The organism is Streptantibioticus rubrisoli, assembly GCF_024436055.1.
Lineage (GTDB): Bacteria > Actinomycetota > Actinomycetes > Streptomycetales > Streptomycetaceae > Streptantibioticus_A > Streptantibioticus_A rubrisoli.
Map to the genome: position 1 here is coordinate 89,996 of NZ_JANFNH010000007.1, position 25,314 is coordinate 115,309.

Here is a 25,314-nt window from a genome sequence, read left to right on the forward strand (position 1 = left end):
CCGCTGCGTCACTCCGCCAGGGGCCGCCGAGGAAAGGACGTCGACTTCATGCGCACCGTCGTGGAACGTGAACTCGAACTGACCCTGGTGCTGTCGCCCGAGCGCAGCGTCCCCGTACCGGCCCGGGTGGTCTACCGGACGGACGACCCGTTCGCCGTGCACATCACCTTCCATATCGGCTCGGACTCGCCGGTGAACTGGAGCTTCTCCCGGGAACTGCTGGTCGAGGGGGTGTTCCGGCCGTCCGGCCACGGCGATGTGCGGATCTGGCCGACGAAGGTGGAGGGCCGCAGTGTGATCTGCCTGGCGCTCAACTCACCGGACGGCAGTGCGCTGTTGGAGGTGCCCTCCTCCCCTGTGGCCGCCTGGCTGGAGCGCACGCTGCGCGTCGTGCCGCCGGGCACCGAGCACGAACAGCTGGGCATGGACGACGAACTGAGCCGACTGCTCGCCCCCAGCACGCTGGACGATCTGTGGCCGCACGGGGGTTGGCCGGGCGACGACACGCCGGAGGCCGGGGCGTAGCGCCAGAGTGTTCCGTGGGGGTTCAGAACAGTTTGCCGGGATTGAGGAGTCCCAGCGGGTCGAAGACCTGCTTGATGCCGCGTTGCAACTCCACGCCCACCGGGCCGAGTTCGCGGGCCAGCCAGTCCTTCTTCAGCACCCCGACGCCGTGTTCACCGGTGATCGTGCCGCCCAGTTCCAAGCCGAGCGCCATGATCTCGTCGAAGGACGCCCTCGCCCGCCGGGTGGCGTCGGGTTCGTGGGCGTCGAAGCAGACCACGGGGTGGGTGTTGCCGTCTCCGGCGTGCGCGCACACCCCGATCACCAGGTCGTACTTCTCGGCGATGGCGGCCACCCCGTCCAGCATCGCCGCCAGTCGCGAGCGCGGTACCGCGACATCGTCGATCATGGTGGCGCCGGTGATACGCTCCAGCGCGGGCAGCCCCATCCGCCGTGCCTGCAGCAGGAGTTCGGATTCGGCGGGGTCCTCGGCGGGTACCACCGTGGTCGCCCCGGCGGCCGTGCACAGTTCGCCGAGCGCGGCCAGGTCGGCCGCCGGGTCGGGGGTGTCGAAGGCGGCCAGCAGCAGCGCCTCGGTGGTCTGCGGCAGCCCCATCCGCGTCATGTCGTTGACCGCCCGGATGGTGGTGCGGTCCATCAGTTCGAGCAGCGACGGCACGTGTCCGGCCGACATGATCGCGCAGATCGCCTCGCAGGCGGTGGCGTTCGACGGGAACTCGGCGGCCAGCGCCAACTGCGCCCGCGGCGCGGGCCGCAGCGCCAGCACGGCCTTGACGACGATGCCCAAGGTGCCCTCGGAGCCGACGAACAGCCGGGTGAGGTCGTAGCCCGCGACGCCCTTGGCGGTGCGCCGCCCGGTGCGCAGCAACCGCCCGTCGGCCAGCACGACTTCGAGGCCGAGCACGTACTCGGCGGTGACCCCGTACTTCACGCAGCACAGCCCGCCGGAGCCGGTGCCGATGTTGCCGCCGATGGTGCACTGCTCCCAACTCGACGGATCCGGTGGGTAGTACAGGCCGTGCTCGGCGACGGCGCGGGAGAGCACCGCGTTGACCACGCCCGGTTCGACCACCGCGGTGCGGTTGACGGTGTCGATCTCCAGGACGCGGTCCATCCTGACCAGGGACAGCACGATGCAGCCGTCGCTGGCGTTGGCCGCGCCGGACAGGCCGGTGCGGGCGCCCTGCGGGACCACCGGGACGCGCAGTTCGGTCGCGGTGCGCATGACGTGCTGCACCTGCTCCACCGTGCGCGGCAGCACGACGACGGCCGGTGCGCCCGCGTCGCAGAGGCTGGCCATGTCCCGGGCGTACGCGGCGGTGACGTCCGGGTCGGTCATCACCGCGTCGTCCGGGAGGCCGGTGCGCAGCCGTTCCGCAAGATCCGTCATGGACTCAGCGTCCCACCGGGCGGCCGCGTGCGAAAGCACGCGGCCGCTGGCCGGGGTAGGGGTTTTCGGGGGCGTCGCCCCCGGCCCCTTTTCCGGGGCTGCGCCCTCTGGCCCCCTCGGGGGCCGCGCCCCGAACCCCTCGAGGGTGCGCCCGGGAGGGTTGCTTGCGGGGTGCTTACAGGTTGCCGCGGCGTTCCTGTTCGCGCTCGATGGCCTCGAAGAGGGCCTTGAAGTTGCCCTTGCCGAAGCCCATGGAGCCGTGCCGCTCGATCATCTCGAAGAAGACCGTCGGCCGGTCCTGCACCGGCTTGGTGAAGATCTGCAGCAGGTAGCCGTCCTCGTCGCGGTCGGCGAGGATCTTCAGCTCGCGCAGCGTCTCGATGGGCACCCGGGTCTCGCCGACCCACTCGCCGAGGGTGTCGTAGTACGAGTCGGGGGTGTCGAGGAACTCCACACCGGCCGCCCGCATCGCCCGCACGGTGGCGACGATGTCGTTGGTGGCCAGGGCGATGTGCTGGACGCCGGGGCCGCCGTAGAACTCCAGGTACTCGTCGATCTGCGACTTCTTCTTCGCGATCGCGGGCTCGTTGAGCGGGAACTTCACCTTGCGGGTGCCGTCGGCGACCACCTTGGACATCAGCGCCGAGTACTCGGTGGCGATGTCGTCGCCGACGAACTCCTTCATGTTGGTGAAGCCCATGACCTTGTTGTAGAAGGCCACCCACTCGTCCATCCGGCCGAGCTCGACGTTGCCGACGCAGTGGTCGATGGCCTGGAAGCGGCGCGGGCCGGGCTCCACGATCGGCTTGGCCGCCACGAAGCCGGGCAGGTAGGGGCCGTCGTAGCCGGTGCGCTCGACGAGGGTGTGCCGGGTCTGGCCGTAGGTGGCGATGGCGGCGAGCACGACCGTGCCGTGTTCGTCCTTCAGCTCGTACGGCTCCTCCAGGCCGGTGGCGCCCTGGGCCACGGCGTGCTCGTACGCGGCGCGCGCGTCCGGCACCTCGATGGCCAGGTCCACCACACCGTCGCCGTGCTCGGCGACGTGCCCGGCGAGGAAGCGGCCGTGGTCGGTCTCCGCCTTGATGACGGAGGTGAACACGAAGCGGGCGCCGCCGGACTCCAGGACGTAGCTGGCGGTCTCGCGGCTGCCGTTCTCCGGTCCCGAGTAGGCGACGAGCTTCATCCCGAAGGCGGTGGAGTAGTAGTGCGCGGCCTGCTTGGCGTTGCCGACCGCGAAGACGACGGCGTCCATGCCCTTGACCGGGAACGCGTCCTTGGTCTTCTCCTGGGTCTCAGTCATGGCGAAACTCTCGCGCCACGCCTCATAGTGCGCAATAGTTTGCGAAATCACTGGACACCCTGTGCAGCACACGCCCGGAATCACCGGTCAATCTGTACATGATGACCATCGAGGAGGCGCTATGGGCATCGACGCGCTCGACGGGCGGCTGATCAAGCTGCTGGAGCGGGAGCCGAGGATCGGGGTACTGGAGGCGTCCCGGCAGCTCGGAGTGGCGCGCGGCACGGTCCAGGCGCGGCTGGACCGCCTGCGGGCCAAAGGGGTGATCCGGGGCTTCGGCCCCCAGGTGGATCCGGCGGCGCTCGGCTATCCGGTCACCGCCTTCGCCACGCTGGAGATCAAGCAGGGCCAAGGCCCGGATGTGCGGGCTCACTTGGCGGCCGTTCCCGAGGTGCTGGAGCTGCACACCACCACCGGGGAGGGGGACATGCTGTGCCGACTGGTGGCCCGTTCGAACGCCGACCTCCAACGTGTGATCGACCGGGTCGTGGGTTTTGATGGCATCGTGCGGGCTTCCACGGCGATCGTCATGGAAAATCCGGTTCCGTACCGGATCATCCCGCTGGTGGAGCAGGCATCGCAGGACGGAACGTAGACGCCCCGTGGACGCCCTCGCGCGGCCGTCAGTACGGTGATTCGTCGGGAGGCCGACGTGGACTTCTGGAGCTTCGTCAGCGACCGGCGTCAGCAGCTGCTGATGGACACCTACCAGCACGCCAGCGCGGTGTTCCAGTGCATGGTGGTCGCCTCCGTGGTCGGCGTCGGCATCGGCGTGCTGACGTACCGCAACGACCGGGCCGGTCGGCTGGCCATCGCCACCACCGTGACGATCATGACCGTGCCGTCGTACGCCCTGCTCGGCCTGCTGATCCCGGTGCTCGGCCTGGGCGTGCCGCCCACCGTGACGGCGCTGGTGCTCTACGCGCTGCTGCCCATCGTGCGCAACGCCATCGTGGGGCTGCGCGGGGTCGACCCCACCCTGGTGGACGCCGCCAAGGGCATCGGGATGAGCCGGGCCGCCCAGATCCTGCGGGTCGAACTGCCGCTGGCCTGGCCGTCCATCCTGACCGGTATCCGGGTGGCCACCCAGATGCTGATGGGCATCGCGGCCGTCGCCGCCTTCGCCTCGGGACCGGGCCTGGGCAACGATATCTTCACCGGCATCTCCAGCCTGGGCAGTGCCAACGCGCTCAACCAGGTGCTGGCCGGAACGCTCGGCATCGTCGTACTGGCCCTGCTGTTCGACTTCGCCCTGGTGCTCATCGGACGGCTGACCACTTCGAGGGGGATCCGTGGCTGACCGGCAGCGGGCCGTCACCGGCGCGGTGATTGAGCTGGACGACCTCACCAAGCACTACCCGGGCAGCCAGCTGCCCGCGGTGGACGGCGTCAACATGGAGATAGCCGCCGGGGAGACGGTCATCCTGGTCGGCCCGTCCGGCTGCGGCAAGTCCACCACGCTGCGGATGATCAACCGGCTGATCGAGCCCAGCTCCGGCCGGATCAGGATCGACGGGGAGGACGTCACCGACATCGACCCGGTGCGGCTGCGCCGCCGGATCGGCTACGCCATCCAGTCCTCCGGCCTCTTCCCGCACATGACGGTCGCGGAGAACATCGCGCAGGTGCCGAGGATGGTCGGCTGGTCCAAGGCCCGGATCAGGGACCGGGTCGAGGAGATGCTGGACCTGGTCGGACTCGATCCGCGCGAGTTCCACTCGCGCTACCCCCGCCAGCTCTCCGGCGGCCAGCAGCAGCGCGTCGGGGTGGCCAGGGCGCTGGCCGCCGATCCGCCGGTGCTGCTGATGGACGAGCCGTTCGGCGCGGTCGACCCGATCACCCGCGACCACCTGCAGGACGAACTGATCAGGCTGCAGCACGAGTTGCACAAGACGATCGTCTTCGTCACCCATGACTTCGACGAGGCGATCAAACTCGGCGACCGCATCGCGGTGTTGCGCGAGCAGTCGCACATCGCCCAGTTCGACACCCCCGAGGCGATCCTCACCAACCCGTCGGACGACTTCGTCTCCGGCTTCGTCGGCGCGGGCGCCGCGCTGAAGAGGCTCAACCTGACCCGGGTGCGCGATGTGACGATCGAGGACGTCCCCACCGTCACCATGGACGACCCGCTGCAAGAGATCTTCGACAAGCTGCGCGAACGCGGCGGCAACGAACTGCTGCTGCTCGACCGGCGGCGGCGCCCGTACAAGTGGCTGCGGCGCGGCGACCTGATGCGTGCCAAGGGCTCGTTGGCCAGGGCGGGCACGCTGGTCAGCCACCACGTCACCCGGGACGCCACGCTGCGCGACGCGCTGGAGGCGGTGCTCACCGACAGCGCGGGCCGGGTGCCGGTCACCGGGCGGCGCGGTGAGTACGTGGGCGTGGTCGACATGGAGACGCTGCTGAACTCGGTGCACGAGCTGCTGGAGGCCGACCGGATGGCCGCCCTGGAGCACCGGCACGATCTGGAGGAGGCGCGCGCCCACCAGACCCAGGAGCGGTTGGAGACCGGCTTCGCCGGAGGCGAGCGGCCATGACCGGCGGCCCGGAGAAGTACGAGCGGCTGGCCGAACGGCAGGACCCGGCGGGCGAGCCGGAGCAACCGCTCGCCTCGGCGCTGCCCGGCACCCCCGGCCGCAGGGTCTCCACCAGGCGGCTGGTGCTCACCCCGGTCGTGATCGCGCTGGCGCTGGCCGCCACCTATCTGTGGATCAGCAACGTCCGGCTGGACTCCATCGAACGCAACTCGCTCAGTGGCGGCGCGGTCGGCCAGGCGCTGTGGCAACAGGTCAAACTGGTCGCCTACTCCACCTTCTTCGTGCTGGTGATCGCCATCCCGCTGGGCATCGCGCTCACCCGCAGGCGGTTGCGCGCCGCCGCCCCGTTGGCCACCGCGGTGGCCAACCTCGGCCAGTCCATCCCGTCCATCGGCCTGCTGGCGCTGCTCACCTTCTGGCTGGGCATCGGACCGCACACCGCGCTGGTCGGCATGGTGGCGTACGCGGTGCTGCCGGTGCTCAGCAACACCATGAGCGGACTGCGGGCGATCGACCCGAGCCTGGTGGACGCGGCGCGCGGCATCGGGATGTCCGGCTGGGGCGTGCTGCGCAAGGTCGAACTGCCGCTGGCGGTACCACTGATCCTCGCCGGGGTGCGCAACGCACTGGTGCTCAACGTGGGCACCGGCACGCTCGCCGGGTTCGTCAGCGGCGGCGGTCTGGGCACGATCATCACCAACGGCATCGTCACCCAGCGCACCAGGGTGCTGATCGTGGGCTCGGTGCTCGCGGTGGCACTGGCGCTGCTGGTGGACTGGCTGGCGGCACTGGCCGAGCTGCGGATGACCCCGCACGGGCTGGAGGCGGGGTGAGCCGTGCGCTGTGCGCCGTACTGGCGCTGCTCGGGGCGCTGTCCGGGTGCGGGCTGCACAGCGGCTCGGACATCGCGGACACCGTGCGGCCGGGTTCGGTGGGCGCCGGAAAGCCGCTGTCCGGCGCCCAGTTGACGGTGGCCTCCAAACAGGACACCGAGCAGCGCGTCCTGGGCCAGATCACCGGCCTGGTGCTCAAGGCGGCCGGTGCCACGGTACGGGACCACACCGGCATCAGCGGCTCGATCGGCGCCCGCCAGTCGATGCTCACCGGCGCGGCGGACGCGATGTACGACTACACCGGCACCGCCTGGATCACCTATCTCGGCCACACCGGAACCGTCCCCGACCCACAGGCCCAGTGGCGGGCGGTACGCGACGAGGACGCCCGCAACGGACTGGCCTGGCTGCCCATGGCGCGGTTGAACAACACCTACGCCTTCGCCGTCAACCGGGCCAACGCCGCGCGCTACCGGCTGCGTTCGCTCTCCGACGTGGCCGCGCTGGCCCGGCGCTCGCCGTCGGCGCTGACCATCTGCGCGGACAACGAGTTCGCGGTGCGCGACGACGGACTGCCCGGTGTGCTGCGGGCCTACGGCATCTCGGTGCCGAAGTCGCGGATCATGACGATGGACGCCGGACTGATCTACACCCAGGTCGCGGCGGGCAGTCCATGCCTGATCGGCGACGTGTACGCCACCGACGGCCGGATCGAGGCGGACCGGCTGACCGTGCTCACCGACGACCGGCACTTCTTCCCCGACTACAACGCGGCCCCGGTCGTCTACGGCCCGACCCTGCGGCGCTATCCCCAACTCGCCGGGCTGCTCGGCCCGGTGACCGCGAGGCTCACCACCCAGGAGGCGCGCAGGCTCGGCGCCGAGGTCGACGTCCAGGGCAAGGACCCGCGGGAGGTGGCGAAGTCATGGCTGATCGACCAGGGCTTCCTGCGCCGGTGACCGCGGTACGGGCGGTGGCGCTCGGCGCGGCCCTCGCACTGTGCGGCGCGGCCGTGCTGTCCGGCTGCGGGCTGAGGAGCGGCCAGGCCATCGCGGATCCCGTGCGGCCCGGTTCGGTCGGTCGGGGCGAACCGCTCAGGGGCGTGACGCTGACCGTCACCTCCAAGAACTTCAGCGAACAGATCATCCTCGGCGAGATGATGGGCCTCGCGCTGAAGGCGGCGGGCGCCACCGTCATCGACAAGACCGACATCCAAGGCTCCGTCGGCGCCCGGCAGGCGGTGCTCAAGGGCACGGCCGACGCGATGTACGAGTACACCGGCACCGCCTGGATCACCTACCTCGGCCACACCAGACCCATCCCCGACCCACAGGGCCAGTGGCGCGCGGTACGCGACGAGGACGCCCGCAACGGACTGACCTGGCTGCCGCCCGCCACCTTGGACAACACCTACGCGCTGGCGACGAACCAGGCCAACCAGGAGCGGTACGGCTACTCCAACCTCTCCGAGGTGGCCGCCCTGTCCCGGTCGGACCCGAGCGCGGTCACGCTGTGCGTCAACAACGAGTTCGACGTGCGCGACGACGGCCTGCCCGGCATGAGCAGGGCGTACCGGATGGACGTCCCGGCCCGGAACGTGCGGGTGATGGACAGCGGCATCGTCTACACCCAGGTCGCCCAGGGCACCTCCTGCGCGCTGGGCGAGGTGTTCACCACCGACGGCCGGATCCCCGCCAAGCACCTGCGGGTGCTCGATGACGACCGGCACTTCTTCCCGAACTACAACGCGGCCCCGGAGATCAACAGCCGTACGCTGCGGGCCCATCCGGCGATCGCCACCGTGCTCGAACCCATCACGGCGAAGCTGACCACCGCCAACCAGCAGCAGCTCAACGCCAGGGTGGACGTGGACGGTCAGGACCCGCGCGCGGTCGCCAAGGACTGGCTGGTCCGGGAGGGGTTCATCAAGTCCGGCTGAACATCAGCAACTCGGCAGCGGCGCGCCGGAGCGCAGCGCGGCCAGGGAGTTCAACGCGTCGCCCAAGGTGCTGACCGGGATCAGCCGCATGCCACCGGGCAGTTCCGCCTTGGCGTCGGAGCACTCGTCCCTGGGGGTGAGGAAGACGGAGGCGCCGTCCCGCTTGGCGGCCTGCTCCTTGAGCGCCACACCGCCGACCGCGCCGACCGTGCCGTCCTGGTCGATGGTTCCGGTACCGGCGATGGTGCGGCCACCGGTGAGGTCGTTGCCCCTGCCGTCGCCCTGGACCCGGTCGATGATCCCGAGGGTGAACATCAGTCCGGCGCTGGGGCCGCCCACGTCCGCGAGCTTGAGGTCCACCTTCACCTGCGAGGGCGACAGTCCCATGTGCTTCAGGGCGGCGGCGGTGGCCGCCTGCTGGGACTGCTTCATCTCGTTGAGGTTCTGCTGGGTGACCTGCTGGACGCTGCCGCCGCCCGGGTAGACGGCGCTGCGCGGCATCACCGCCTGGCTCCGGGACCACCACGCCGTCCACACGTCGGTGAAGTGCACGTCCGCGTTGGGCCCGGTGGCGACGATGGTGACCATCCGCAGCTGGCCGCTGGTGGGGCGGACCTTGGTTCCGGAGACGCTGATCACCTGCTGTCCGTTGTTCGCGCCGAGGACGTTGGCGGTCATGCCCGGGTAGGCGATCGTGATCGGCAGCGGGGCGAACAGTGCCACCGCGAGCAGCGCGACGACGACGGCGGAGCAGACGGCTAGGATCCTGGCGCGAGAAGACACACTGGCATTACACAGCATTTCCCGGGGGACGACCCCCGTACCCCCAGCCACGCTCGCTTACCGGCACCAGACCGTCACCGCAGGTTCGCAAGCGCCTCCGGCGCCACGGTGGCTACCGCAGTGCCTCCGCGACCTCCCGTGCCGCGGCCACCACGCGCTGGCCCACCCGTTCCGGGACGGACTCCGCGAGCATCACCACGCCGACGCTGCCCTCGATGCCGGTGACGCCGAGCAGTGGCGCGGCGGCACCGCTGGCGCCCGCCTCAAGCTCGCTGTGGGTGAGGACGTAGCCGGGCGCTCCGTTGAGTTCCGCCTGCGGGACCGGACCACCGGCGCCCGCGGCGGCGGGGACGGCGGGGCGGGACGCGTTCCACAGGCGGCCCTCCAGGATCGCCTTGCCCGCCGCGCCACGGTCCAGCGCGTGGCGGAAGCCGGTGCGGTAGGCGACGTGGTAGTCGGTCCAGCTGGGCTCCACCACGGCGACGGCGAGCGCCTCGTTGCCGTCCACCAGCGTCAGGTGCGCGGTCGCGCCGATGTCCTCGGCGAGCGAGCGCAGCGCGGGCAGCGCGGCCTCGCGCAGCAGCGGATGCACCTGGTGGGCCAGCCGCAGCACGCCCAGCCCGACCCTGGCGCGACCGCCCAGGTCGCGGCGCACCAGGGCGTGCTGTTCCAGCGTGGCGAGCAGCCGGTACACCACGGTGCGGTTCACGCCGAGCTTCGCCGCGAGTTCGGTGACGGTGAGCCCGTGATCGGTGTCGGCCAGCAGTTTGAGGACCCGCAGTCCCCGGTCGAGCGTCTGTGAGGTCTCCGTGGTCACGACGCCCCCTCCTCAGGTGAGTGGCGGCCGGGCGCGGTGGACCGCTGCCGACAGCGCGGCAGCGCGCGCAGAGGCCGCCGGTCGCGTGGTACCCGGCTGCGCTCCGCGGCGGCGTTGCCACGGCGCGTGCGTGAGCGGGACAGTAGCTTTACTGTCCCGCTCAGCGGAAGAGTCCGTCCAGAATCCGGGCAGATACCTTTACTTTCTCTTGGGGGCTCCGCCCCCAAACCCCCGGGCGAGCTCGGGGGCTGCGCCCCCCAAGCCCCGGACGGGCCGCGCCCCGGACTTCGGGGGCTTCGCCCCCCCTTGGGCTGCGGCCCAGCCCCGGGCCAGCTTGGGGCTGCGCCCTCGCCCCTTGGGGCCGCGCCCCACACCCGGGCGAGGTTGGGGCTGCGGCCCCAAACCCCGGACGGGCTGCGGCCCCGCTCTCCTGCTGTGGCGGCCGTTGTGGTTAGCGGTGGCGGGTGGCCCACTCCTGGATCTTTTTGATGCGTTCCTTGATCTGGCCCGCCGTCGCCTCCGCGCTCGGGGGGCCGCCGCAGGCGCGGCGGAGTTCGTTGTGGATCACGCCGTGCGGCTTGCCGCTCTGGTGGTTGTAGGCGGAGACCATGGTGTTGAGCCGCTTGCGCAGCTCGAGGAGTTCCTTGTGGCTGACCACCGGGCGGCGTTCCGCCGGGAGTTCCACCAGGTCCGCCTCCGTATCCGGCTTCTTGCGGCTGTGGGCGATCTGGCGAGCCTGCCTGCGCTGGAGCAGCAACTGGACCTGGTCGGGCTCAAGTAGGCCCGGAATGCCCAGATAGTCCTGCTCCTCCTCGCTGCCGGGGTGCGCCTGCATACCGAACTCGGCGCCGTCGTACAGCACCCGGTCGAAGACCGCGTCCGACTCCAGTGCCTCGAAGGGGAGTTGGTCCTCGGTGACCTCGTCCTTCCCCTTCTCCGCCTCCGCGAGGAGCTTTTCCTCCTCCGCGTAGATGTCGTCCTCGCCCGACTTCTTCGGCTTGTCGAGCACGTGGTCGCGCTCGACCTCCATCTCGTTGGCGAAGCCGAGCAGCATCGGAATGGTGGGCAGGAACACCGACGCCGTCTCCCCGCGCCGCCGGGACCGTACGAAACGGCCCACGGCCTGCGCGAAGAACAGCGGGGTCGAGATCGTCGTGGCGTAGACGCCCACCGCGAGCCGCGGTACGTCCACGCCCTCGGAGACCATCCGGACCGCGACCATCCACCGCTCGTCGGACCCGCTGAACTCGTCGATCTTCTTGGACGCGCCCGCGTCGTCCGACAGCACCACCGTCGCCTTGGTCCCGGTGATCTCCCGGATCAGCTTGGCGTACGCGCGGGCCGCGTCCTGGTCGGAGGCGATCACCAGACCGCCCGCGTCCGGAATGCCCTTTCTGACCTCGGTCAACCGCTGATCCGCTGCGCGCAGCACGTTGGGGATCCACTCACCGGTCGGCGCCAGCGCGGTGCGCCAGGCCTGGCCGATGGCGTCCTTGGTCATCGGGTCGCCGAGCCGGGCGGCGATCTCGTCGCCCGCCTTGGTGCGCCACCGCATGTTCCCGCTGTACGAGAGGAAGATGACCGGCCGCACCACACCGTCGGCGAGCGCGTTGCCGTATCCGTAGGTGTAGTCGGCCACCGAGCGCCGGATGCCGTCCGGACCCTCCGCGTAGGAGACGAACGGGATGGGGTTGGTGTCGGAACGGAACGGCGTACCGGTGAGCGCCAGCCGCCGGGCCGCCGGTTCGAACGCCTCGAAGCAGGCCTCGCCCCAGGACTTGGTGTCGCCGGCGTGGTGGATCTCGTCCAGGATGACCAGCGTCTTGCGCTGCTCGCAGCGGTTGCGGTGCAGCATCGGACGCACCCCGACACCCGCGTACGTCACCGCGACGCCGTGGTACTCCCTCGACACCGGGCCCGCGCTGTAGTCGGGGTCGAGCTTGATGCCTATCCGCGCGGCCGCCTCGGCCCACTGCTTCTTCAGGTGCTCGGTGGGCGCGACCACCGTGACCTGCTGCACCACGTGGTTGTGCAGCAGGTACGAGGCGAGGGTCAGCGCGAACGTGGTCTTGCCCGCGCCCGGCGTCGCCACGGCGAGGAAGTCACGCGGCTGACGCTGCACGTACGAGTCGAGTGCGGCCTGCTGCCAGGCACGCAGCTTCCCGGCCGTACCCCACGGGGCACGACCGGGAAAGGCGGGTGAGAGGTGGTGCGAGGCGGTGGTAGTCACGGTCTCCGGGCGGGTCCGTCGGATCTGTCGGTCACGTCGGTCGGATACGAAAACCGTGACAGCTTACCGGCGCCCCCTCCCCGCCCCCCGCGGAACGCGGCGAGTCCACGCGGCGGTGCGACACAGCTCACAGCGGCCCGTCCGCGGCGGCCGGTTGACGCACCCGGCACCAAGTCCCGTACCGCGCCCGGGCGTTACCGCTCGGGCCGCAGCCTGCCCGCCACCGCGACGCCGACCAGCGCGACCGCCGTCGCCAGGCAGAACACCGCCGCGAAGGCCGCCGGATGAGCGTGCGCGCCCGCCGTGGGACCACCGGCGGCGACCGTACCGCCGCCCAGCGCGGCGAACAGCACTCCCCCGGCGGCCACCAACACCACGTTGGACAGCGCGTCGCACACCTGGAGCGCCGCCGAGTTGGCGCCCGCCTCCTGTGGTGGCGAGTACGTCAGCAGCAGCACGCTCATCGAGGCGATCACCAGCCCCATACCGAGCCCGCCCACGCACCACGCCACCGCCACGATCCACGCCGGTACCACCGGCAGCAGCGCCAGCGCCGCGCCGACCACCGCCATGCCGACCAGTCCCATCCCGGCCCGCACCAACCGCTCGCGGTACGGCTCCAGGCGCGGCCGGGACTGCACGAAGCTGCCCAGCGCCCAGGTCAGACCGCCCCCGGCGAGCGACAGCCCGGCCAGCGTCGGGGAGAGCTGGCGCCGGGTCACCAGCATCAGCGGAAGGAAGCTCTCGGCGGTCAGGAAGGATCCGGCCGCGATGCCGCGCAACAACACCACCGACGGCAGCCCGCGTCCGGCGCGGAACGTTCCCGGCGGCAGCAGCCGTACCGCCGACGGCACCAGCAGCGCCGCCCCCGCGACCGCGGGCGGCAGCGCCCACCAGTCGTGCACGTCCTGGCCCGCGTACTGCAGCAGCGCCGCGCCCGCCGAGATGCCCAGCGCCAGCGGGATCCGGCGCCGGTCGCGCACCGCGGCGGCGGCCTGGTCCGGGGGCGGTTCGACCGCCGCCCGGCGCAGCGCGGGCAGCGCGACCGAGACCGGCAGCGCCACCAGGACCGGGATGCCGAGGAACACCCAGCGCCAGCCCAGCTGTTCGGTCACCGCGCCGGAGACCAGCGGCCCGACGATGGACGGCACCACCCAGGACGCGGCGAACGCGGCCAGCACCGCGGGCCGCAGCCGCTGCGGGTAGGCGCGGCCCACCACCACGTAGAGCGCGACGATCAACAGCCCGCCGCCGACGCCCTGTACCGCCCGGCCCGCGATGAACGGCCACATGGCCCGCGCCGTGCCGGACACCACCAAACCGGCGGCGAAGCAGCCGATGCCGGTGCTCAGCGGTGCCAGCGGCCCCGACCGGTCGCACCACTGGCCGGACACCACCATCGCGACCAGGCTGGTGGTGAAGTAGCCGGAGAAGGCGAAGCCGTACAGCGACAGCCCGTGCAGATCGCGTGCCGCGACCGGCATCGCGGTGCCGACGGCGGTCGCCTCGAAGGCGACCAGCAGCACGACCGAGACGATCCCCAGTGTCAACGCGCGGTAGCGACGGCTCAGCACCGTCTCCACCTGGTGCGTTGCGCCCGATATGGGCGGTATTTGCTGGTCGTTGAGGGGATCGTTCAGCGCGGCCATGGCGCCAGCGTAGGTCGGCTGGAGCTGGTCGGCGCCTGGCCGTGGCCGGTTTTCCCCGTCGTCCGATGGTCCTAGGCCGACCGTTCGTGAACGCGGCGTGGCGGTCACGTTGCGACCCGCGCCCAACCGTTGACCCCGCCCCGGGGCGTCGGCCTATCGTCAAGAACATCAACCCGGCCGTGTGCCCGAGTGGTTGAGGGGCTCGCCTGCAAAGCGAGTTACACCGGTTCGATTCCGGTCACGGCCTCCAGACAAGGAGCAACCACACCCGCCCGAGCGGTTGAGGGGCTCGCCTGCGCAGCATCCATCAGCGGGCTCCGCCCGCGGGGAGTTACACCGGTTCGATTCCCGCCACGGCCTCCAGACAAGGAGCAACCACACCCGCCCGAGCGGTTGAAGGGCTCGCCTGCGCAGCATCCATCAGCGGGCTCCGCCCGCGGGGAGTTACACCGGTTCGATTCCCGCCACGGCCTCCTGCGGAAAACAAAGTCGGCGCCCACCGGTGAATTCACCGTGGGCGCCACCCTTTATGGAACCGGTCAGTACGCCGAGTTCACGTTGTCCATCGAACCGTAGCGGTGCGCCGCGTAATTGCAGGCGGCGGTGATGTTCGCGACCGGGTCGTAGATGTCGTGCGAAGTACCCGACACGTGGTACGCGTTGAACGTCGGGTCGATCACCTGCAGCAGGCCCTTGGACGGAATGCCGTTGCGGGCGTTGATGTCCCAGTTGTTGATGGCGTACGGGTTGCCGCTGGACTCACGCATGATGTTGCGCTTGATGCCCTCGTAGCTGCCGGGGATGCCGTGCTGGTGCATGATGTCCAGCGCCTGGCGGATCCAGCCGTCGAGGTTGTTCGGGTACGAGGGGGCCGGAGCGGCCTGCGCCGGGGCGGCCGGGCGGGACTCCGAGCGGCTCGCGGCCTGCGGCTGGTGGCGGCGGGCCTCGTTGGCCTTGTGCTGCGCGGCCTGGTGCTGCGCGGCCGCGTGCTGCTTGACCGCCTTGGCGGCCTGGGCGGCCTGCTGGGCGATGTCGGCCTGCTGGCTCTGGCTCTGGGCGGCCGAGCCGCTGTCGGACGTGCCGAACGCCATGGCGGCGGACATCACCGGGTTGCTGGGGTTGGCAGCGTGCGCCGATCCCGGAGCGACCGAAAAGGCCAGGACTGAGGCGCCGGCAACGGCGACACCGGCCGCGGAGAGCTTGTGCTTCCGGGTCAGGCCGTCGAGGTGCGTCAGGGTCGTCCGGGTCATGCGGTGAAGGGCGGGAAAGGCGGGCATGGGCATGGGTGAGTTGGTCCTCCAGGTCGCTGAGCCGCAGTCGCCCGTCCGGCACCTGAGTCCGGGCGACGCCTTCGCCTTTTCGGCGATAGGCGCCGCGTTCATGTCCCACGGCGCCCTGCGGCTCGGCAATTCTTAGCGACCGGAAAATCGGCTCGCAAAGATGTGACCTACTACCCGCACTAGTGGAAAAGGGGTCGACCAGCGGGCACGAAAAAGGCCGCCACAGCACGTGGCGGCCCTGTTTACGGCACCTTTACGATTCCACTACGCGTCTTCGTAAGTGACCTGCGCCCTATGCGGAGGCTCACACACCGGGCGCCTTTCCGTCACCGTCCGTACCGCGCCCGTCACGCGGCCCGCGCAGACCGGACCCGGCGCTCAGCCCTGCCGGGCCACCGCCGTCTGCGGGCGGATCGGCAGCCGTCCCACCGGTCGGCCGGTCGCCGCCCGTACCGCCGCCGCGACCGCGGCGGGCGAGACCACCACCGGCACCGCGCTGACCGCCTTCGCCCCGAAGGGCGCCACCACGTCCCGCTCCTCCACCAGCTTCACGATCCGCACCGGCGGCGCGTCCAGCGCCGTGGGCAGCGCGTAGCCGGTGAGCGACGGCCGCTTGACCGCGCCGCGCCCGGTACGCAGGTCCTCCATCAGCGCCATGCCCACACCCTGTGTGACGCCCGCCTCGATACGGGCCGCGACCTGGCGGGGGTTGAGCACCCGGCCGACGTCCTGGGCGACCGCCATGTCCACCACCCGGACGGTGCCGAGCTCGATGTCGACGTCGACCACCGCCCGGATCGCCGCGAAGGCCAGACCCACGAAGGCGTCCCCCTGGCCGGTCTCGTCCAGCTTCTCGGTGGGGTGCGGACGGCACTGCGCGGTGGCCCACAGTTCCTTGCCCTGGAGCGTCTCGGCGACCGTGGTGCTCAGTACTCCGTCGTACGAGGTGATCTTGCCGTCGGCGATGGTGAGCAACTCCACCGACATCCCGAACTTGGCGGCCAGCGGTTGCAGCAGCTGGGTGCGGACCATCTTCGCGGCGCGCTCGACCGCACCGCCGGACACCCAGGTGTGACGGCCACGGGCGGACGGCCCCGCGGGCGGCTGGTCGGTGTCGGCGGGCAGCACCGCCACCTCCTCCACTCCGAGGACCTCCTGCACGATCTGCCGGGCGAGGGTGGCGAAGCCCTGCCCGGTCTCCACCGCCGAGCAGATCACGGTCGCGGTGCCGCCCTGCACCCGGACGGTCGCCGTGGACACCTCGTCATGCCCCTCGGCGCCCAGCATGTGCACCATGCCCAGCGCGTAGCCGACCCCGCGGCGCACCGCCCCCGGCTCGCCCGCGCCCTCCGGGCCGCCCGGCAGCAGCCACTCCGCCTCGTCCTCGGCGGACGGCAGCGGCGGCAGTTCGGCGTCCCGTACCGCCCCCAGCAGTTCGGCGACCGGCGCCGGGCAGGTCACGGTCTGACCGGTGGGCAGCAGGTCGCCGGTGGCCATCACATTGCGCATCCGCAGCTCGGCCGGGTCCAGGCCCAGCTTGGCGGCGAGCTTGTCCATCTGCCCCTCGTACGCGGCGCACACCTGCATCGCACCCTCACCGCGCACATGCCCCGACGGCGGGTTGTTGGTGCGCACCGCCCAGCCCTCGACGAAGACGTGCGGCACCACATAGGGACCGGCGGCGAACGCCACCGCGGCGGCCAGCGCGTCGGAGGAGGCGTCCGCGTAGGCGCCCGCGTCCAGCAGCAGCTGCGCCTCGACCTTGACCAGCCGGCCCTCGGCATCGGCGTGGTGCCGGTAGCGCAGCAGCGCCGGATGCCGGTGGGCGTGCCCCAGGAAGGACTCCTCGCGGGTGGCGACCAGCTTGACCGGATGGCCGGTCTTCAACGCCAGCAGTCCCAGCGGGAGTTGGAAGCCGGGGTCCTCGCGGTCGGCCATCGCCCCGGGCACCCCGGTGACCACCACCTTGACCCGGTCGGTCTCAAGTCCGAAGCAGGCGGCAGCCATGTCGCGGTCGGCGTGCGGATCGGTGGAGGCCACGTACAGCTCGACCCCGCCGTCCGGGCGCGGTACGGCGAGCCCGGCCTCCGCGCCGATCGGGGCCGGGTCCTGGCGGCCGACCCGGTAGACGCCCTCGACCACCACCTCACCGGCCGCCGAGGGGTCGCCGAAGCGCAGCGGGATGTGCCGGATCAGATTGCCGTCCGGGTGCAACGGCGGTGCCTCGAACGCCTTCTCGGGGTCGGTGACCGGTTCCAGCACCTCGTACTCGACGATGATCGCGGCGGCGGCCAGCCGTGCGGTGTCGGGGTGGTCGGCGGCCACCGCGGCGATCGGCTCGCCGTGGTGGCGGACCACGTCGTGCGCGAAGACCGGGCGGTCGGCGACCCGGCGGCCGTGCATGGCGTCACCGGGTACGTCCGTGTGCGTGATGACCGCGCGCACTCCGGGCATCTCGGCGGCGTGCGTGGTGTCGATGGAGACGATGCGGGCGTGCGGGTGCGGGGAGCGCAGCACGGCCGCCCACAGCAGTCCCTCGGCCCACAGGTCGGCGGCGTACGGGAAGACGCCCTGGGTCTTGGCCGCCGCGTCGGCGGGCAGCAGGGAGGCACCGAGGCCGTGCTGGCTCTCCACGGCGGCGGGCGGAACGACCACGGTGGGGATCGCGGTCGCGGCGTCGGACCCAGCCGTTCCGTCCCCGCCCACGGAGGTGCCACGCACGGCGCTCATTCCCTGTCTCCGATCTCGCCGATCCCGCCGCTGCCAGGCGTCATACCAGTCCCCCGTCGTCCGCCGCACCCGAGGCCTGGTGCGGGATCAACGGAACCACGTTCTCCGGGGCCGGGTCCTGGCTCTCCTCGTCCTCTGCCTCATCCACCGCCGCGCGCTCGGCGACCACCTGCCGTACCGCGTCGAGCACGCCCCGGTAGCCGGAGCAGCGGCACAGGTTGCCGCTGAGCGCCTGCCGGGTCTCCAGTTCGGTCGGCCGGTGGTTGCCCGCGAGCAGGTCGTGCAGCGTCATCGCCATCCCGGGCGCGCAGAAGCCGCACTGCACCGCGCCGCAGTCGACCAGCGCCCGCTGTACGTCGGAGAGCTGGCCGCCCTGGGCCAGGCCCTCCACGGTGCGCACATCGCAACCGGCGGCGGTGGCGGCGGGCATCAGGCAGGAGGCGACCAGCCGTCCGTCGACCTGCACCGAGCACGCGCCGCACTCGCCCTGCTCGCAGCCGTCCTTGGCACCGGCGAGACCGAGCCGTTCGCGCAGCACGTACAGCAGGGACTCACCCAGCCAGGCGTCGGTGACCGGCCGGTCGGCGCCGTTGACCCGCAGCACATAGGAGGCGAGGGGGTGTTCGCTGTGCGGATCGGGCTCGGCGGCGGGCGGCTCGGGCTCCGGCTCGGCCGCGGCGTCAACCGGCGCCTGCGCATGGGCGGTTGGCGTCTCGGCCGCGGCGGGCTGGTCGCTCCACTCGCCGGGTGGGACGTGCGCGGGTTCCCGCGGGGCGGCCACCACCTGCCCCAGCGCGTACTCGCCGGACTCGTCACCGGAGTCGTCCGCGAACGGGACCGTCCACTGCTGGGGGGCGGCCGCGTCGGCGGCGTCCGGCCCGGGGTCGGGCAGGGACGTCGTCGGCCACTCGCCGGAACCGCCGTGGTCGGTGGGCGTGTCCCAACCGGCCGCGTCGCGCGGCGGTACGTAGCCGTGGCCGGGGGCGGCCAGCGGATCGGTGCCGGACGGGGTGGCCGCCAGGTCGTGGAACCGGTCGGCGAACGAGACGTGCATGGTCGCGTCGGCGTCGTACTCACCGCCGGGCGTCAGCGGCTGCCACACACCGTCGCCCGGCGCGAAGTCGTGCTCGGGCTGTCCGTTCATGCCCGCACCCGTCGTCCCGTCATCGCTCACGAAAGTGCCCTCCCCAGTGCCCGGCGGGCCAGTGCGGCCACCGTACGCCGCAGATGCGCGACCGCGGGCGGCAGCGCGCCCGCGTCCTGACCCGCCGGATCCGCCGGGTCGCCCACCGGGTCCGGGATGCAGGCCATGGCCACATAGTCGCCGAACGCGGTGCACACCCGCGGGTCCAGGGTGCGTGCGCCGTCCCAGTCGATCAGCGAGGCCACCCACTGCTCGGCCTCCAGCGGACGCAACGGCATCGGCGCCACCGCGCCGACCGCGCACCGCACCCCGCGCCGCGCCGGGTCGAGCACCAGCGCGACCGATGCCATGGCCCGGCCGGGACCGGTGCGCGCGGTCGCCTTCAAGAAGACCTGCGGGGCGTGCAGCAGCGGAGCCCTTACGAACGCCAGCAGTTCACCCGGGCGCAGCGGGTCCATCCCGGTCAGCAGATGACTGACCGGAACCTCCCGGCTGCCGTTCGGACCGGTCAGGACGACGCTGGCCTCCAACGCGGCGAGCACCGGCAGCGCGTCACCGGTCGGCGCGGCGGAGGCGATGTTGCCGCCCAGCGTCCCGGCGTTGCGGATCTGCGGCGGACCGGCGGCGCGCGCCGCGGCGGCCAGGGCGGGGATGAGCGCGGCGAAGTCGGGCCGCCCCATACGGGCGTGGGTGAGCCCGGCACCGAGCAGGGCGTGTCCGTCGGCGTACTGCCAGCCGCGGATCTCGCTGATCCGGCCCAGGCCGACGAGCCCCGCGGGGCGCAGCAGGCCGGAGTTGACGGCGGCCATCAGATCGGTGCCACCGGCCACCGGCACGGCCGTGGGCATGGCGGCGAGCGCCGCCACCGCCTCGTCGAGCGAGGCGGGCAGCATCACCGTGCGTCCCGTCTGCCGTGCGTACGTGCTCACGGAGTGTCCCTTCCTCCCCGCAGCCTTGAGGGCGCGGGCGGTACTCCCTGCGCCCACAGCCCATCCGGCCCTGTCGCGGCCCATACCGGTCCGTCGCCGTACGGTACGTGCTGACAGTCCGGTCACGGCAACTCTGGCACATGTTCCGGGCCGATCAACCCGAGGGTCCATGAAGGGTAGTTCTGTCCGTGTGAGGAACGATGGTCCCGATGACCATCACCTCTCCCTTACTTGGGCTTTGGCGCACTTCGGGCGCGTTGTACGGTTTCTCCTGCCGCCCAACCGTGCCAGCACCGCCCCGGAGACGGCGAGATGATGCGCTCCGGCTCACACGATTGGGGGCGCCCCTTCGATCGGGCGTCCGATGACTCCTGGGCGCCGCTGCCAGGGGTGCGGCCCGGCGGGCGGCCGGTATTCGACGCCGAGTGCGTCAAGTCGCCGGTAGTGGGCCGCCATTCGGGCGGTGAAGTCCTGGTAGTCGCGCTGCTCGGGAGCGGGCAGCCGGGACCAGGCCACCTCGGCGAAGGCGGCCAGCCTCGGGAAGGCCAGGTAGTCCGCGGCGCGCACCGAGTCGAGGGTCTCGGTCCACAGGTTCGCCTGGGTGCCGATGACGTGCCGGGCCTGCTCGCCGCGCAGCTGCGGCGGTACGGGCTCGAACCGGTAGACGTCCTCCAGGGTGCGTACGTATCCGATGGGCACCGGTTCGTCGGGGCCGTCGTGCTGCCGGTGGTCGAGGTAGACCTGCTGCTCCGGGCACATCACCACGTCATGTCCGGCCAGCGCGGCGGCGATACCGCCCGCGTAGCCGCGCCAGGACGAGACGGCCGCGCCGGGTGCCAGGCCGTACTCCGTCACCTCGCCTCCGGCAGGGGCGCCCCGGTTCCCGCCTTCCAGGATCTCGTCCCAGCCGATGAGGCGGCGGCCGCGGTCCGCCAGCCAGCGGTCGAAGTGCCGGATGAACCAGCTCTGCAACCCGTCCTCGTCCGCCAGGCCCAGCTCCTCGATCCGGGCCTGCGCGGCCTTCGACGCCCGCCACTGGTCCTTGGGGCACTCGTCCCCGCCGATGTGCACGAACGTGGACGGGAACAGCTCCAACACCTCGGTCAGCACGCCCTCGTAGAACCGCAGGGTGTTGTCGGTGGGGGCCAGTACGTTGGGGTTGACGCCCCAACTGGTCAGCACGGGAAGGGTGGTGGTGTCGATGACGTCCTGGTTGCCCAGCTCCGGGTAGGCGGCGATGGCGGCCTGCGAGTGCCCGGGCATGTCGATCTCGGGAACGACGGTGATGTGCCGCTCCGCGGCGTAGGCGACGATCTCGCGGATATCGTCCTGTGTGTAGTAGCCGCCGTGCGGCCGCTCGTCCCACAGCGGCGAGTCCCGCAGGCCCACCTTGGTACGGGTGCGCCACGCGCCGACCTCGGTCAGCCGTGGGTAGCGCCTGATCTCGATCCGCCAGCCCTGGTCGTCGGTCAGGTGCAGGTGCAGCACGTTGAGTTTGTGCGCCGCGAGCAGGTCGACGTAGCGCAGCACCACGTCCTTGGGCATGAAGTGCCGTGCCACGTCGAGCATGAAGCCGCGCCAGCCGAAGCGCGGCACGTCCTCGATGTCGGCGCACGGCACGTGTGGCGACGCTTTGTGCAGCGGTGCCCGGCGGAAGGCGTCCGGCCCGAGGAGTTGACGCAGGGTCTGGGCGCCCCAGAAGACCCCGGCCGGGCCGCCGCCGGTGATGCCGATCCCGTCGGCGCGCACCGTCAGCCGGTACGCCTCGGCGGCCAGCGACTCGTCGGTGCGCAGCCGGATGGCGGGATCGCTTTCGCCGGGCGCGAGGTCCAGCCCGGTGGCCGCACCCACGGTGCCCCGCAGCCACCGCGCCACGCCCTCGGTGCCGGGCGCGGCGTCGATCCGCGTCGAGCCGCCGAGCGTGAAGGGGTCGTTGCCGGGGGCGGGGTGGAGGTGGGTGGGGGCGGGGATGAGGTCCATGACCGACCAGTCTGGACGACGGCCCCGGTGAGCTGAAGCAGGTGACAGGACATCTCATCTCCCGGCCACGAAGTCCAGCGTTTCACCGGCGCTTCACCCGTGCGGGTGAGGTGTGCGGCGTGGCGCCGCCGCGATACGGCAAGATCGCCACATCGACCTCTTCCGCCTCCGCAACGACACCTGCTTCCGCTGCTTCGCCACGGGAGTACGGCTTACCGTGACCTGCGCCACGGGTGAACAACCACCGGTCCTGCACTGCGAGTCGTGCCGCGCCCTGTCCGAGGCGGCCCGGTACGCGCAGGCGATGTTGCGGGAGACGGTGACCGAGTAGCGGTCACCCTTCAGAGCCGCGCGGCGAACTCCACGAAGCGCGACCACGCTTGGGGGGTGAAGGAGAGGACGGGGCCGGACTTGTCCTTGGAATCACGGACGTGAACGGTGGTGGGGCAGGTCGCGACCTCGACGCACTGGCCGCCGTGTTCGCTGCTGTGGCTGCTCTTTCGCCAGTCCATGGCGACTTCGATGCACTGGCCGCCGCCGCTCCCGCTGTAGCTGCTCGTCCGCCAGTCCAGGGCCACTTCGATGCAAGCGCCGCCTTCGCCGCTGCTGTAGCTGCTCTTGAACCAGGTCAACTGGTCTATCGCGCCGGTGCTCATGCCTCTCCCAGCAACTTCTCGATGAAGGTCATCGACTCCTGTGGCGTAAGAGCCTGGGCTCGGATGATCCCATACTGAGCTTCCAGTTCCCGCACCATCTTCCGCTCGGTGAGCAGGCGACTCACGTTGGCAACCTCCACGTAGGCGACTCTCTGATGCCCGGCGGTTTCCATAAGGATCAAATGCCCACCTAGCCCTGCGTGATCCTCCCTGTCAGTGGGCATCACCTGGATCTCCACATTCCGCTTCTGACCGATCAGTAGCAGTTGTTCCAACTGCCCCCGTAGCACGGATTCACCGCCGATCGGCCGTCGCAGCAGGACCTCCTCGATGACAAAACTCATCAGAGGAGCTGGCCAGCGGGAGAAGATCTCCTGGCGCGCTAGTCGCGCCGTCACGCGCTGCTCGATCGTCTCCTCGGCCAGTAGCGGGCGTCGCATGGTGAAGACCGCCCGCGCGTACTCCTCGGTCTGCAACAGCCCGTTGATCACCTGGCAGTCATACGCATGACACTCAACCGCCTCCGCCTCCAACCGGGCCGCGTCGCGGAAGAACGCCGGGTACCGGACCTGGGCGACCTCGTCCTTCATCGCCTTGAGGACGCCGTGGGCGTTCAGCACCTCGTCCACCATGTCGATGAACGCGGGCTTGGGGATCCGTCGCCCCTGTTCGACCGAAGAGACCTGGTCCTCGCCGTAGTTGAGCCGCTTGGCCAGTTCCGCCTGGGTGAGCCCGGCCAACTCGCGGAACAACTTCATCTGCTTGCCGAAGCACTTGAGGAACCCCGCGCCCGCGTCGTCCCGTTCCGCCATCCCGCCACCTCCGGCGCACCCCAACGATCATCCGTCGCACCTGGTACGGGTCACAAGACCGACAGCGCACACCACGTGCCCGTACAGCCACCGTCCGTACCCAGCGTCTCGCTGGTCAGGCTACGCATGGCCGACCACGCTCGTGGTCATGACGACCGAAACTCCACCCTCCGTGCGCACCGCCCAAGCCCCGCCGCACAAGCACGAGTTCGCGATGAACTTCACCTCCACCCCGCGCGGTGCGCGCCTGGCACGGCGGCTGGTGTCGCACCGGCTCGACGAATGGGGGCACCCGTATGCGTCGTACGCCAACGAGACGGTCACGCTCATCGCCGCCGAACTCGCCGCCAACGCGGTGCGCCACGGTCACGTCCCCGGCAGGGACTTCCGCCTGCGGCTTGTCGAGAGTTCTGCCCCGGCGACGATTCGCGTGGAGGTCAGCGACACCCGTACGGAACGGCGCCCGTCATGTGCCGAGCCGGAGCCGGACGCCGAATCGGGGCGCGGCCTCCTGCTCGTCTCACGACTGGCCGCCCGCTGGGGCGTCACCGCCCGCCCCGGCGGCCCGGGCAAAACGGTGTGGGCGGAGGTGCCGCTCCGCCAGACGTAGGTATCCGTATGGACACCATCAAAAAACGGTGATCACGTTAAGCTCATGACGCCTGCGCAAGCATCGACAGGACCAGACGCCGGGGGGCCAAACATGCCGAGCAGTTCGGGGAGTTCGAACATAATCGACCGCCTCATGCCGAAGGGCGACAGCCAGCCCCTGACCTTGGACTCGGCCCACGACTCCGGCACCTCGCAGCCCGATGCCATCACCCCCATAGCCTCGGTCGCCGACGACGTGAAGCTGGCCAGTTACGACCTGAAGGTCTCCCCCGACGGCTTGAAGAAGGCGTCCACCGCATCAGATGAACTAGCCCAAAGCACCGGTCAGGCCCACGACAAGCTCACCCAAGCCCATGACGGCCTGGCCAAGGCCACAGACGGCTTCACCTTCGCCACCACCTTGGGCGAGGTACTCAAATCGTGGCAGTCCCGACTGGACATGATCCACCGCGACTGCCAGGACCTCAGCGGCCTGTTCAAACTGGCCGTCGACGCCCACCACGACAACGACGACACGATCCGAGCCAAGGTCGCAGCGATGCGGAAGGGGCTCTGAGCGCGGGCGCGGCATCTGCGATGTAGCGCCGGACCACGAGCCCGCCCCAAGTCCGTCGTGCTTGATATGCCGGAAAGCGGCATCACGGCCAAGCCCGAGATCGATGTGGCGCGAAAGCCCCCAAGAGCAGCCACGGCATTCCTGCCCGTGTCAGGGCTACGTCGGGTCAGATCCAGCTGGTTCCTCGTACGCCGGAGAAGTCAGTAGCACCCCAATCTCCGGCTGATCGGTGGCAGTGGGGGCATCCCCAGGGGATTTCCCCTTAATCCACTCAATGAGCACGGTGTAGTGGTCCTGCGCGTGCTCCGCTTTGATCGTGAGCTGCCGCGCCTCTGAATGGGCAGGGCCGTACGACGTGATCTTCCACCCATTCTGTGGAAGCGCCTCATGGAGATTTTTCATCCCGGTTTCCAGCACGTCATTAGGCAAGCCGTAGATTGCCCAGTCATGCCGCATATAGTACTTGTTCGACTGGGATCCGTAACTAACAGGAAGGGGGCCGGAGTCGGTCACCTTGCCATGCATCCTCGAGAGCTTGAGGATCTGGCTGGACAGTTGAGCCGCCCTTGCTCTGGCAGTACCCTCCGCCATTTTACTAGCGTTATTCAT

24 protein-coding genes and 1 tRNA gene are annotated in these 25,314 nt (G+C 70.8%); 11 read left to right on the plus strand and 14 right to left on the minus strand.

The features are described 5' to 3' along the window. The first annotated feature begins 48 nt into the window (after positions 1–48). Positions 49–525 (plus strand): SsgA family sporulation/cell division regulator, encoded by a 477-nt coding sequence (locus NON19_RS10695; RefSeq protein WP_255926685.1) that lies wholly within the window; start codon positions 49–51, stop codon positions 523–525. 22 nt (positions 526–547) lie between these two features. On the opposite strand, the gene NON19_RS10700 is transcribed toward NON19_RS10695, so the two are convergent. Together NON19_RS10700 and hppD are read right to left on the minus strand one after the other, a co-directional pair. Further along, complete coding sequence (locus tag NON19_RS10700) at positions 548–1,915, minus strand: FAD-binding oxidoreductase (RefSeq protein WP_255926687.1); 1,368 nt, start codon at positions 1,913–1,915, stop codon at positions 548–550. Positions 1,916–2,090: 175 nt separating this feature from the next. Continuing rightward, positions 2,091–3,215, minus strand: coding sequence for a 4-hydroxyphenylpyruvate dioxygenase (gene hppD / locus NON19_RS10705; RefSeq protein ID WP_255926689.1), 1,125 nt, complete (start codon positions 3,213–3,215; stop codon positions 2,091–2,093). Positions 3,216–3,336: 121 nt separating this feature from the next. Between hppD and NON19_RS10710 the strand changes: the two genes are divergently transcribed. The 6 genes from NON19_RS10710 to NON19_RS10735 are packed head-to-tail and all read left to right on the plus strand — an operon-like array spanning position 3,337 to position 8,527. Then, positions 3,337–3,810: an Lrp/AsnC family transcriptional regulator gene (locus NON19_RS10710; protein ID WP_255926691.1), complete on the plus strand. Its 474-nt coding sequence runs from the start codon at positions 3,337–3,339 to the stop codon at positions 3,808–3,810. A 57-nt stretch (positions 3,811–3,867) separates the two neighbouring features. After that, positions 3,868–4,515: an ABC transporter permease gene (locus NON19_RS10715; protein WP_255926693.1), complete on the plus strand. Its 648-nt coding sequence runs from the start codon at positions 3,868–3,870 to the stop codon at positions 4,513–4,515. Beyond that, positions 4,508–5,755 (plus strand): betaine/proline/choline family ABC transporter ATP-binding protein, encoded by a 1,248-nt coding sequence (locus NON19_RS10720; RefSeq protein ID WP_255926695.1) that lies wholly within the window; start codon positions 4,508–4,510, stop codon positions 5,753–5,755. Before NON19_RS10715 ends, NON19_RS10720 begins: the two co-directional genes overlap by 8 nt. Further along, positions 5,752–6,588: an ABC transporter permease gene (locus tag NON19_RS10725; RefSeq protein ID WP_255926697.1), complete on the plus strand. Its 837-nt coding sequence runs from the start codon at positions 5,752–5,754 to the stop codon at positions 6,586–6,588. The genes NON19_RS10720 and NON19_RS10725 overlap by 4 nt, the downstream gene beginning before the upstream one ends. Then, positions 6,585–7,547 (plus strand): glycine betaine ABC transporter substrate-binding protein, encoded by a 963-nt coding sequence (locus NON19_RS10730; protein WP_255926699.1) that lies wholly within the window; start codon positions 6,585–6,587, stop codon positions 7,545–7,547. The genes NON19_RS10725 and NON19_RS10730 overlap by 4 nt, the downstream gene beginning before the upstream one ends. Then, positions 7,514–8,527: a glycine betaine ABC transporter substrate-binding protein gene (locus tag NON19_RS10735; protein WP_255926701.1), complete on the plus strand. Its 1,014-nt coding sequence runs from the start codon at positions 7,514–7,516 to the stop codon at positions 8,525–8,527. Before NON19_RS10730 ends, NON19_RS10735 begins: the two co-directional genes overlap by 34 nt. A gap of 3 nt (positions 8,528–8,530) precedes the next feature. On the opposite strand, the gene NON19_RS10740 is transcribed toward NON19_RS10735, so the two are convergent. The 4 genes from NON19_RS10740 to NON19_RS10755 all read right to left on the minus strand — a co-directional run bounded on the left by NON19_RS10740 (position 8,531) and on the right by NON19_RS10755 (position 14,006). Further along, entirely contained in the window at positions 8,531–9,328 is a 798-nt protein-coding gene (locus tag NON19_RS10740) for a S16 family serine protease (RefSeq protein ID WP_255926703.1), read from the minus strand. Between the two features lie 94 nt (positions 9,329–9,422). Continuing rightward, a complete protein-coding gene (locus NON19_RS10745; protein ID WP_255926705.1) occupies positions 9,423–10,127 on the minus strand; it encodes an IclR family transcriptional regulator in 705 nt (234 codons plus the stop codon). 451 nt (positions 10,128–10,578) lie between these two features. After that, positions 10,579–12,357 carry a DEAD/DEAH box helicase gene (locus tag NON19_RS10750; RefSeq protein WP_255926707.1) on the minus strand — a complete coding sequence of 593 codons (1,779 nt, stop codon included), beginning with the start codon at positions 12,355–12,357 and terminating at the stop codon, positions 10,579–10,581. Positions 12,358–12,551: 194 nt separating this feature from the next. Beyond that, positions 12,552–14,006, minus strand: coding sequence for an MFS transporter (locus NON19_RS10755; protein WP_255926709.1), 1,455 nt, complete (start codon positions 14,004–14,006; stop codon positions 12,552–12,554). 175 nt (positions 14,007–14,181) lie between these two features. Between NON19_RS10755 and NON19_RS10760 the strand changes: the two genes are divergently transcribed. Further along, positions 14,182–14,256: transfer RNA gene (locus NON19_RS10760), tRNA-Cys, on the plus strand. A 289-nt stretch (positions 14,257–14,545) separates the two neighbouring features. Here NON19_RS10760 and NON19_RS10765 read toward each other — a convergent pair. After that, positions 14,546–15,256 (minus strand): transglycosylase SLT domain-containing protein, encoded by a 711-nt coding sequence (locus tag NON19_RS10765; protein ID WP_255926711.1) that lies wholly within the window; start codon positions 15,254–15,256, stop codon positions 14,546–14,548. Positions 15,257–15,287: 31 nt separating this feature from the next. Here NON19_RS10765 and NON19_RS10770 point away from each other — a divergent pair, with 31 nt between their 5' ends. Further along, positions 15,288–15,422: a hypothetical protein gene (locus tag NON19_RS10770; RefSeq protein WP_255926713.1), complete on the plus strand. Its 135-nt coding sequence runs from the start codon at positions 15,288–15,290 to the stop codon at positions 15,420–15,422. A 242-nt stretch (positions 15,423–15,664) separates the two neighbouring features. Here the strand turns inward: NON19_RS10770 and NON19_RS10775 are convergent, their stop codons facing one another. The 6 genes from NON19_RS10775 to NON19_RS10800 all read right to left on the minus strand — a co-directional run bounded on the left by NON19_RS10775 (position 15,665) and on the right by NON19_RS10800 (position 23,537). Further along, on the minus strand, positions 15,665–18,016 hold the full coding sequence (locus NON19_RS10775) for a xanthine dehydrogenase family protein molybdopterin-binding subunit (protein ID WP_255926715.1): 2,352 nt from the start codon (positions 18,014–18,016) through the stop codon (positions 15,665–15,667). A 40-nt stretch (positions 18,017–18,056) separates the two neighbouring features. Continuing rightward, positions 18,057–19,160, minus strand: coding sequence for a (2Fe-2S)-binding protein (locus NON19_RS33635; RefSeq protein ID WP_443729337.1), 1,104 nt, complete (start codon positions 19,158–19,160; stop codon positions 18,057–18,059). 26 nt (positions 19,161–19,186) lie between these two features. Next, on the minus strand, positions 19,187–20,053 hold the full coding sequence (locus tag NON19_RS10785) for an FAD binding domain-containing protein (protein ID WP_303653579.1): 867 nt from the start codon (positions 20,051–20,053) through the stop codon (positions 19,187–19,189). Between the two features lie 363 nt (positions 20,054–20,416). Beyond that, on the minus strand, positions 20,417–22,069 hold the full coding sequence (locus NON19_RS10790; protein WP_255926719.1) for a beta-N-acetylhexosaminidase: 1,653 nt from the start codon (positions 22,067–22,069) through the stop codon (positions 20,417–20,419). Positions 22,070–22,410: 341 nt separating this feature from the next. Beyond that, the gene (locus tag NON19_RS10795; protein ID WP_255926721.1) at positions 22,411–22,725 is read right to left on the minus strand and encodes a DUF397 domain-containing protein; all 315 of its coding nucleotides are present in this window, start codon (positions 22,723–22,725) and stop codon (positions 22,411–22,413) included. Beyond that, positions 22,722–23,537 (minus strand): helix-turn-helix domain-containing protein, encoded by an 816-nt coding sequence (locus NON19_RS10800; RefSeq protein WP_255926723.1) that lies wholly within the window; start codon positions 23,535–23,537, stop codon positions 22,722–22,724. The genes NON19_RS10795 and NON19_RS10800 overlap by 4 nt, the downstream gene beginning before the upstream one ends. A 148-nt stretch (positions 23,538–23,685) precedes the next feature. Here NON19_RS10800 and NON19_RS10805 point away from each other — a divergent pair, with 148 nt between their 5' ends. Together NON19_RS10805 and NON19_RS10810 are read left to right on the plus strand one after the other, a co-directional pair. Continuing rightward, the gene (locus NON19_RS10805; protein ID WP_255926725.1) at positions 23,686–24,147 is read left to right on the plus strand and encodes an ATP-binding protein; all 462 of its coding nucleotides are present in this window, start codon (positions 23,686–23,688) and stop codon (positions 24,145–24,147) included. 135 nt (positions 24,148–24,282) lie between these two features. Continuing rightward, on the plus strand, positions 24,283–24,705 hold the full coding sequence (locus NON19_RS10810; RefSeq protein WP_255926727.1) for a hypothetical protein: 423 nt from the start codon (positions 24,283–24,285) through the stop codon (positions 24,703–24,705). 156 nt (positions 24,706–24,861) lie between these two features. Here the strand turns inward: NON19_RS10810 and NON19_RS10815 are convergent, their stop codons facing one another. Beyond that, complete coding sequence (locus NON19_RS10815) at positions 24,862–25,296, minus strand: hypothetical protein (RefSeq protein WP_255926729.1); 435 nt, start codon at positions 25,294–25,296, stop codon at positions 24,862–24,864. Positions 25,297–25,314 lie beyond the last annotated feature (18 nt).

Coding starts and splice junctions, on each gene's coding strand:
- NON19_RS10695 (WP_255926685.1), top strand. CDS start 49: ATGCGCACCGTCGTGGAACGTGAACTCGAACTGACCCTGGTGCTGTCG.
- NON19_RS10700 (WP_255926687.1), bottom strand. CDS start 1,915: ATGACGGATCTTGCGGAACGGCTGCGCACCGGCCTCCCGGACGACGCG.
- hppD (WP_255926689.1), bottom strand. CDS start 3,215: ATGACTGAGACCCAGGAGAAGACCAAGGACGCGTTCCCGGTCAAGGGC.
- NON19_RS10710 (WP_255926691.1), top strand. CDS start 3,337: ATGGGCATCGACGCGCTCGACGGGCGGCTGATCAAGCTGCTGGAGCGG.
- NON19_RS10725 (WP_255926697.1), top strand. CDS start 5,752: ATGACCGGCGGCCCGGAGAAGTACGAGCGGCTGGCCGAACGGCAGGAC.
- NON19_RS10735 (WP_255926701.1), top strand. CDS start 7,514: ATGGCTGATCGACCAGGGCTTCCTGCGCCGGTGACCGCGGTACGGGCG.
- NON19_RS10740 (WP_255926703.1), bottom strand. CDS start 9,328: ATGCTGTGTAATGCCAGTGTGTCTTCTCGCGCCAGGATCCTAGCCGTC.
- NON19_RS10755 (WP_255926709.1), bottom strand. CDS start 14,006: ATGGCCGCGCTGAACGATCCCCTCAACGACCAGCAAATACCGCCCATA.
- NON19_RS10765 (WP_255926711.1), bottom strand. CDS start 15,256: ATGACCCGGACGACCCTGACGCACCTCGACGGCCTGACCCGGAAGCAC.
- NON19_RS10770 (WP_255926713.1), top strand. CDS start 15,288: ATGGGTGAGTTGGTCCTCCAGGTCGCTGAGCCGCAGTCGCCCGTCCGG.
- NON19_RS10775 (WP_255926715.1), bottom strand. CDS start 18,016: ATGAGCGCCGTGCGTGGCACCTCCGTGGGCGGGGACGGAACGGCTGGG.
- NON19_RS33635 (WP_443729337.1), bottom strand. CDS start 19,160: ATGAACGGACAGCCCGAGCACGACTTCGCGCCGGGCGACGGTGTGTGG.
- NON19_RS10785 (WP_303653579.1), bottom strand. CDS start 20,053: ATGCTGCCCGCCTCGCTCGACGAGGCGGTGGCGGCGCTCGCCGCCATG.
- NON19_RS10790 (WP_255926719.1), bottom strand. CDS start 22,069: ATGGACCTCATCCCCGCCCCCACCCACCTCCACCCCGCCCCCGGCAAC.
- NON19_RS10795 (WP_255926721.1), bottom strand. CDS start 22,725: ATGAGCACCGGCGCGATAGACCAGTTGACCTGGTTCAAGAGCAGCTAC.
- NON19_RS10800 (WP_255926723.1), bottom strand. CDS start 23,537: ATGGCGGAACGGGACGACGCGGGCGCGGGGTTCCTCAAGTGCTTCGGC.
- NON19_RS10805 (WP_255926725.1), top strand. CDS start 23,686: ATGACGACCGAAACTCCACCCTCCGTGCGCACCGCCCAAGCCCCGCCG.
- NON19_RS10810 (WP_255926727.1), top strand. CDS start 24,283: ATGCCGAAGGGCGACAGCCAGCCCCTGACCTTGGACTCGGCCCACGAC.
- NON19_RS10815 (WP_255926729.1), bottom strand. CDS start 25,296: ATGGCGGAGGGTACTGCCAGAGCAAGGGCGGCTCAACTGTCCAGCCAG.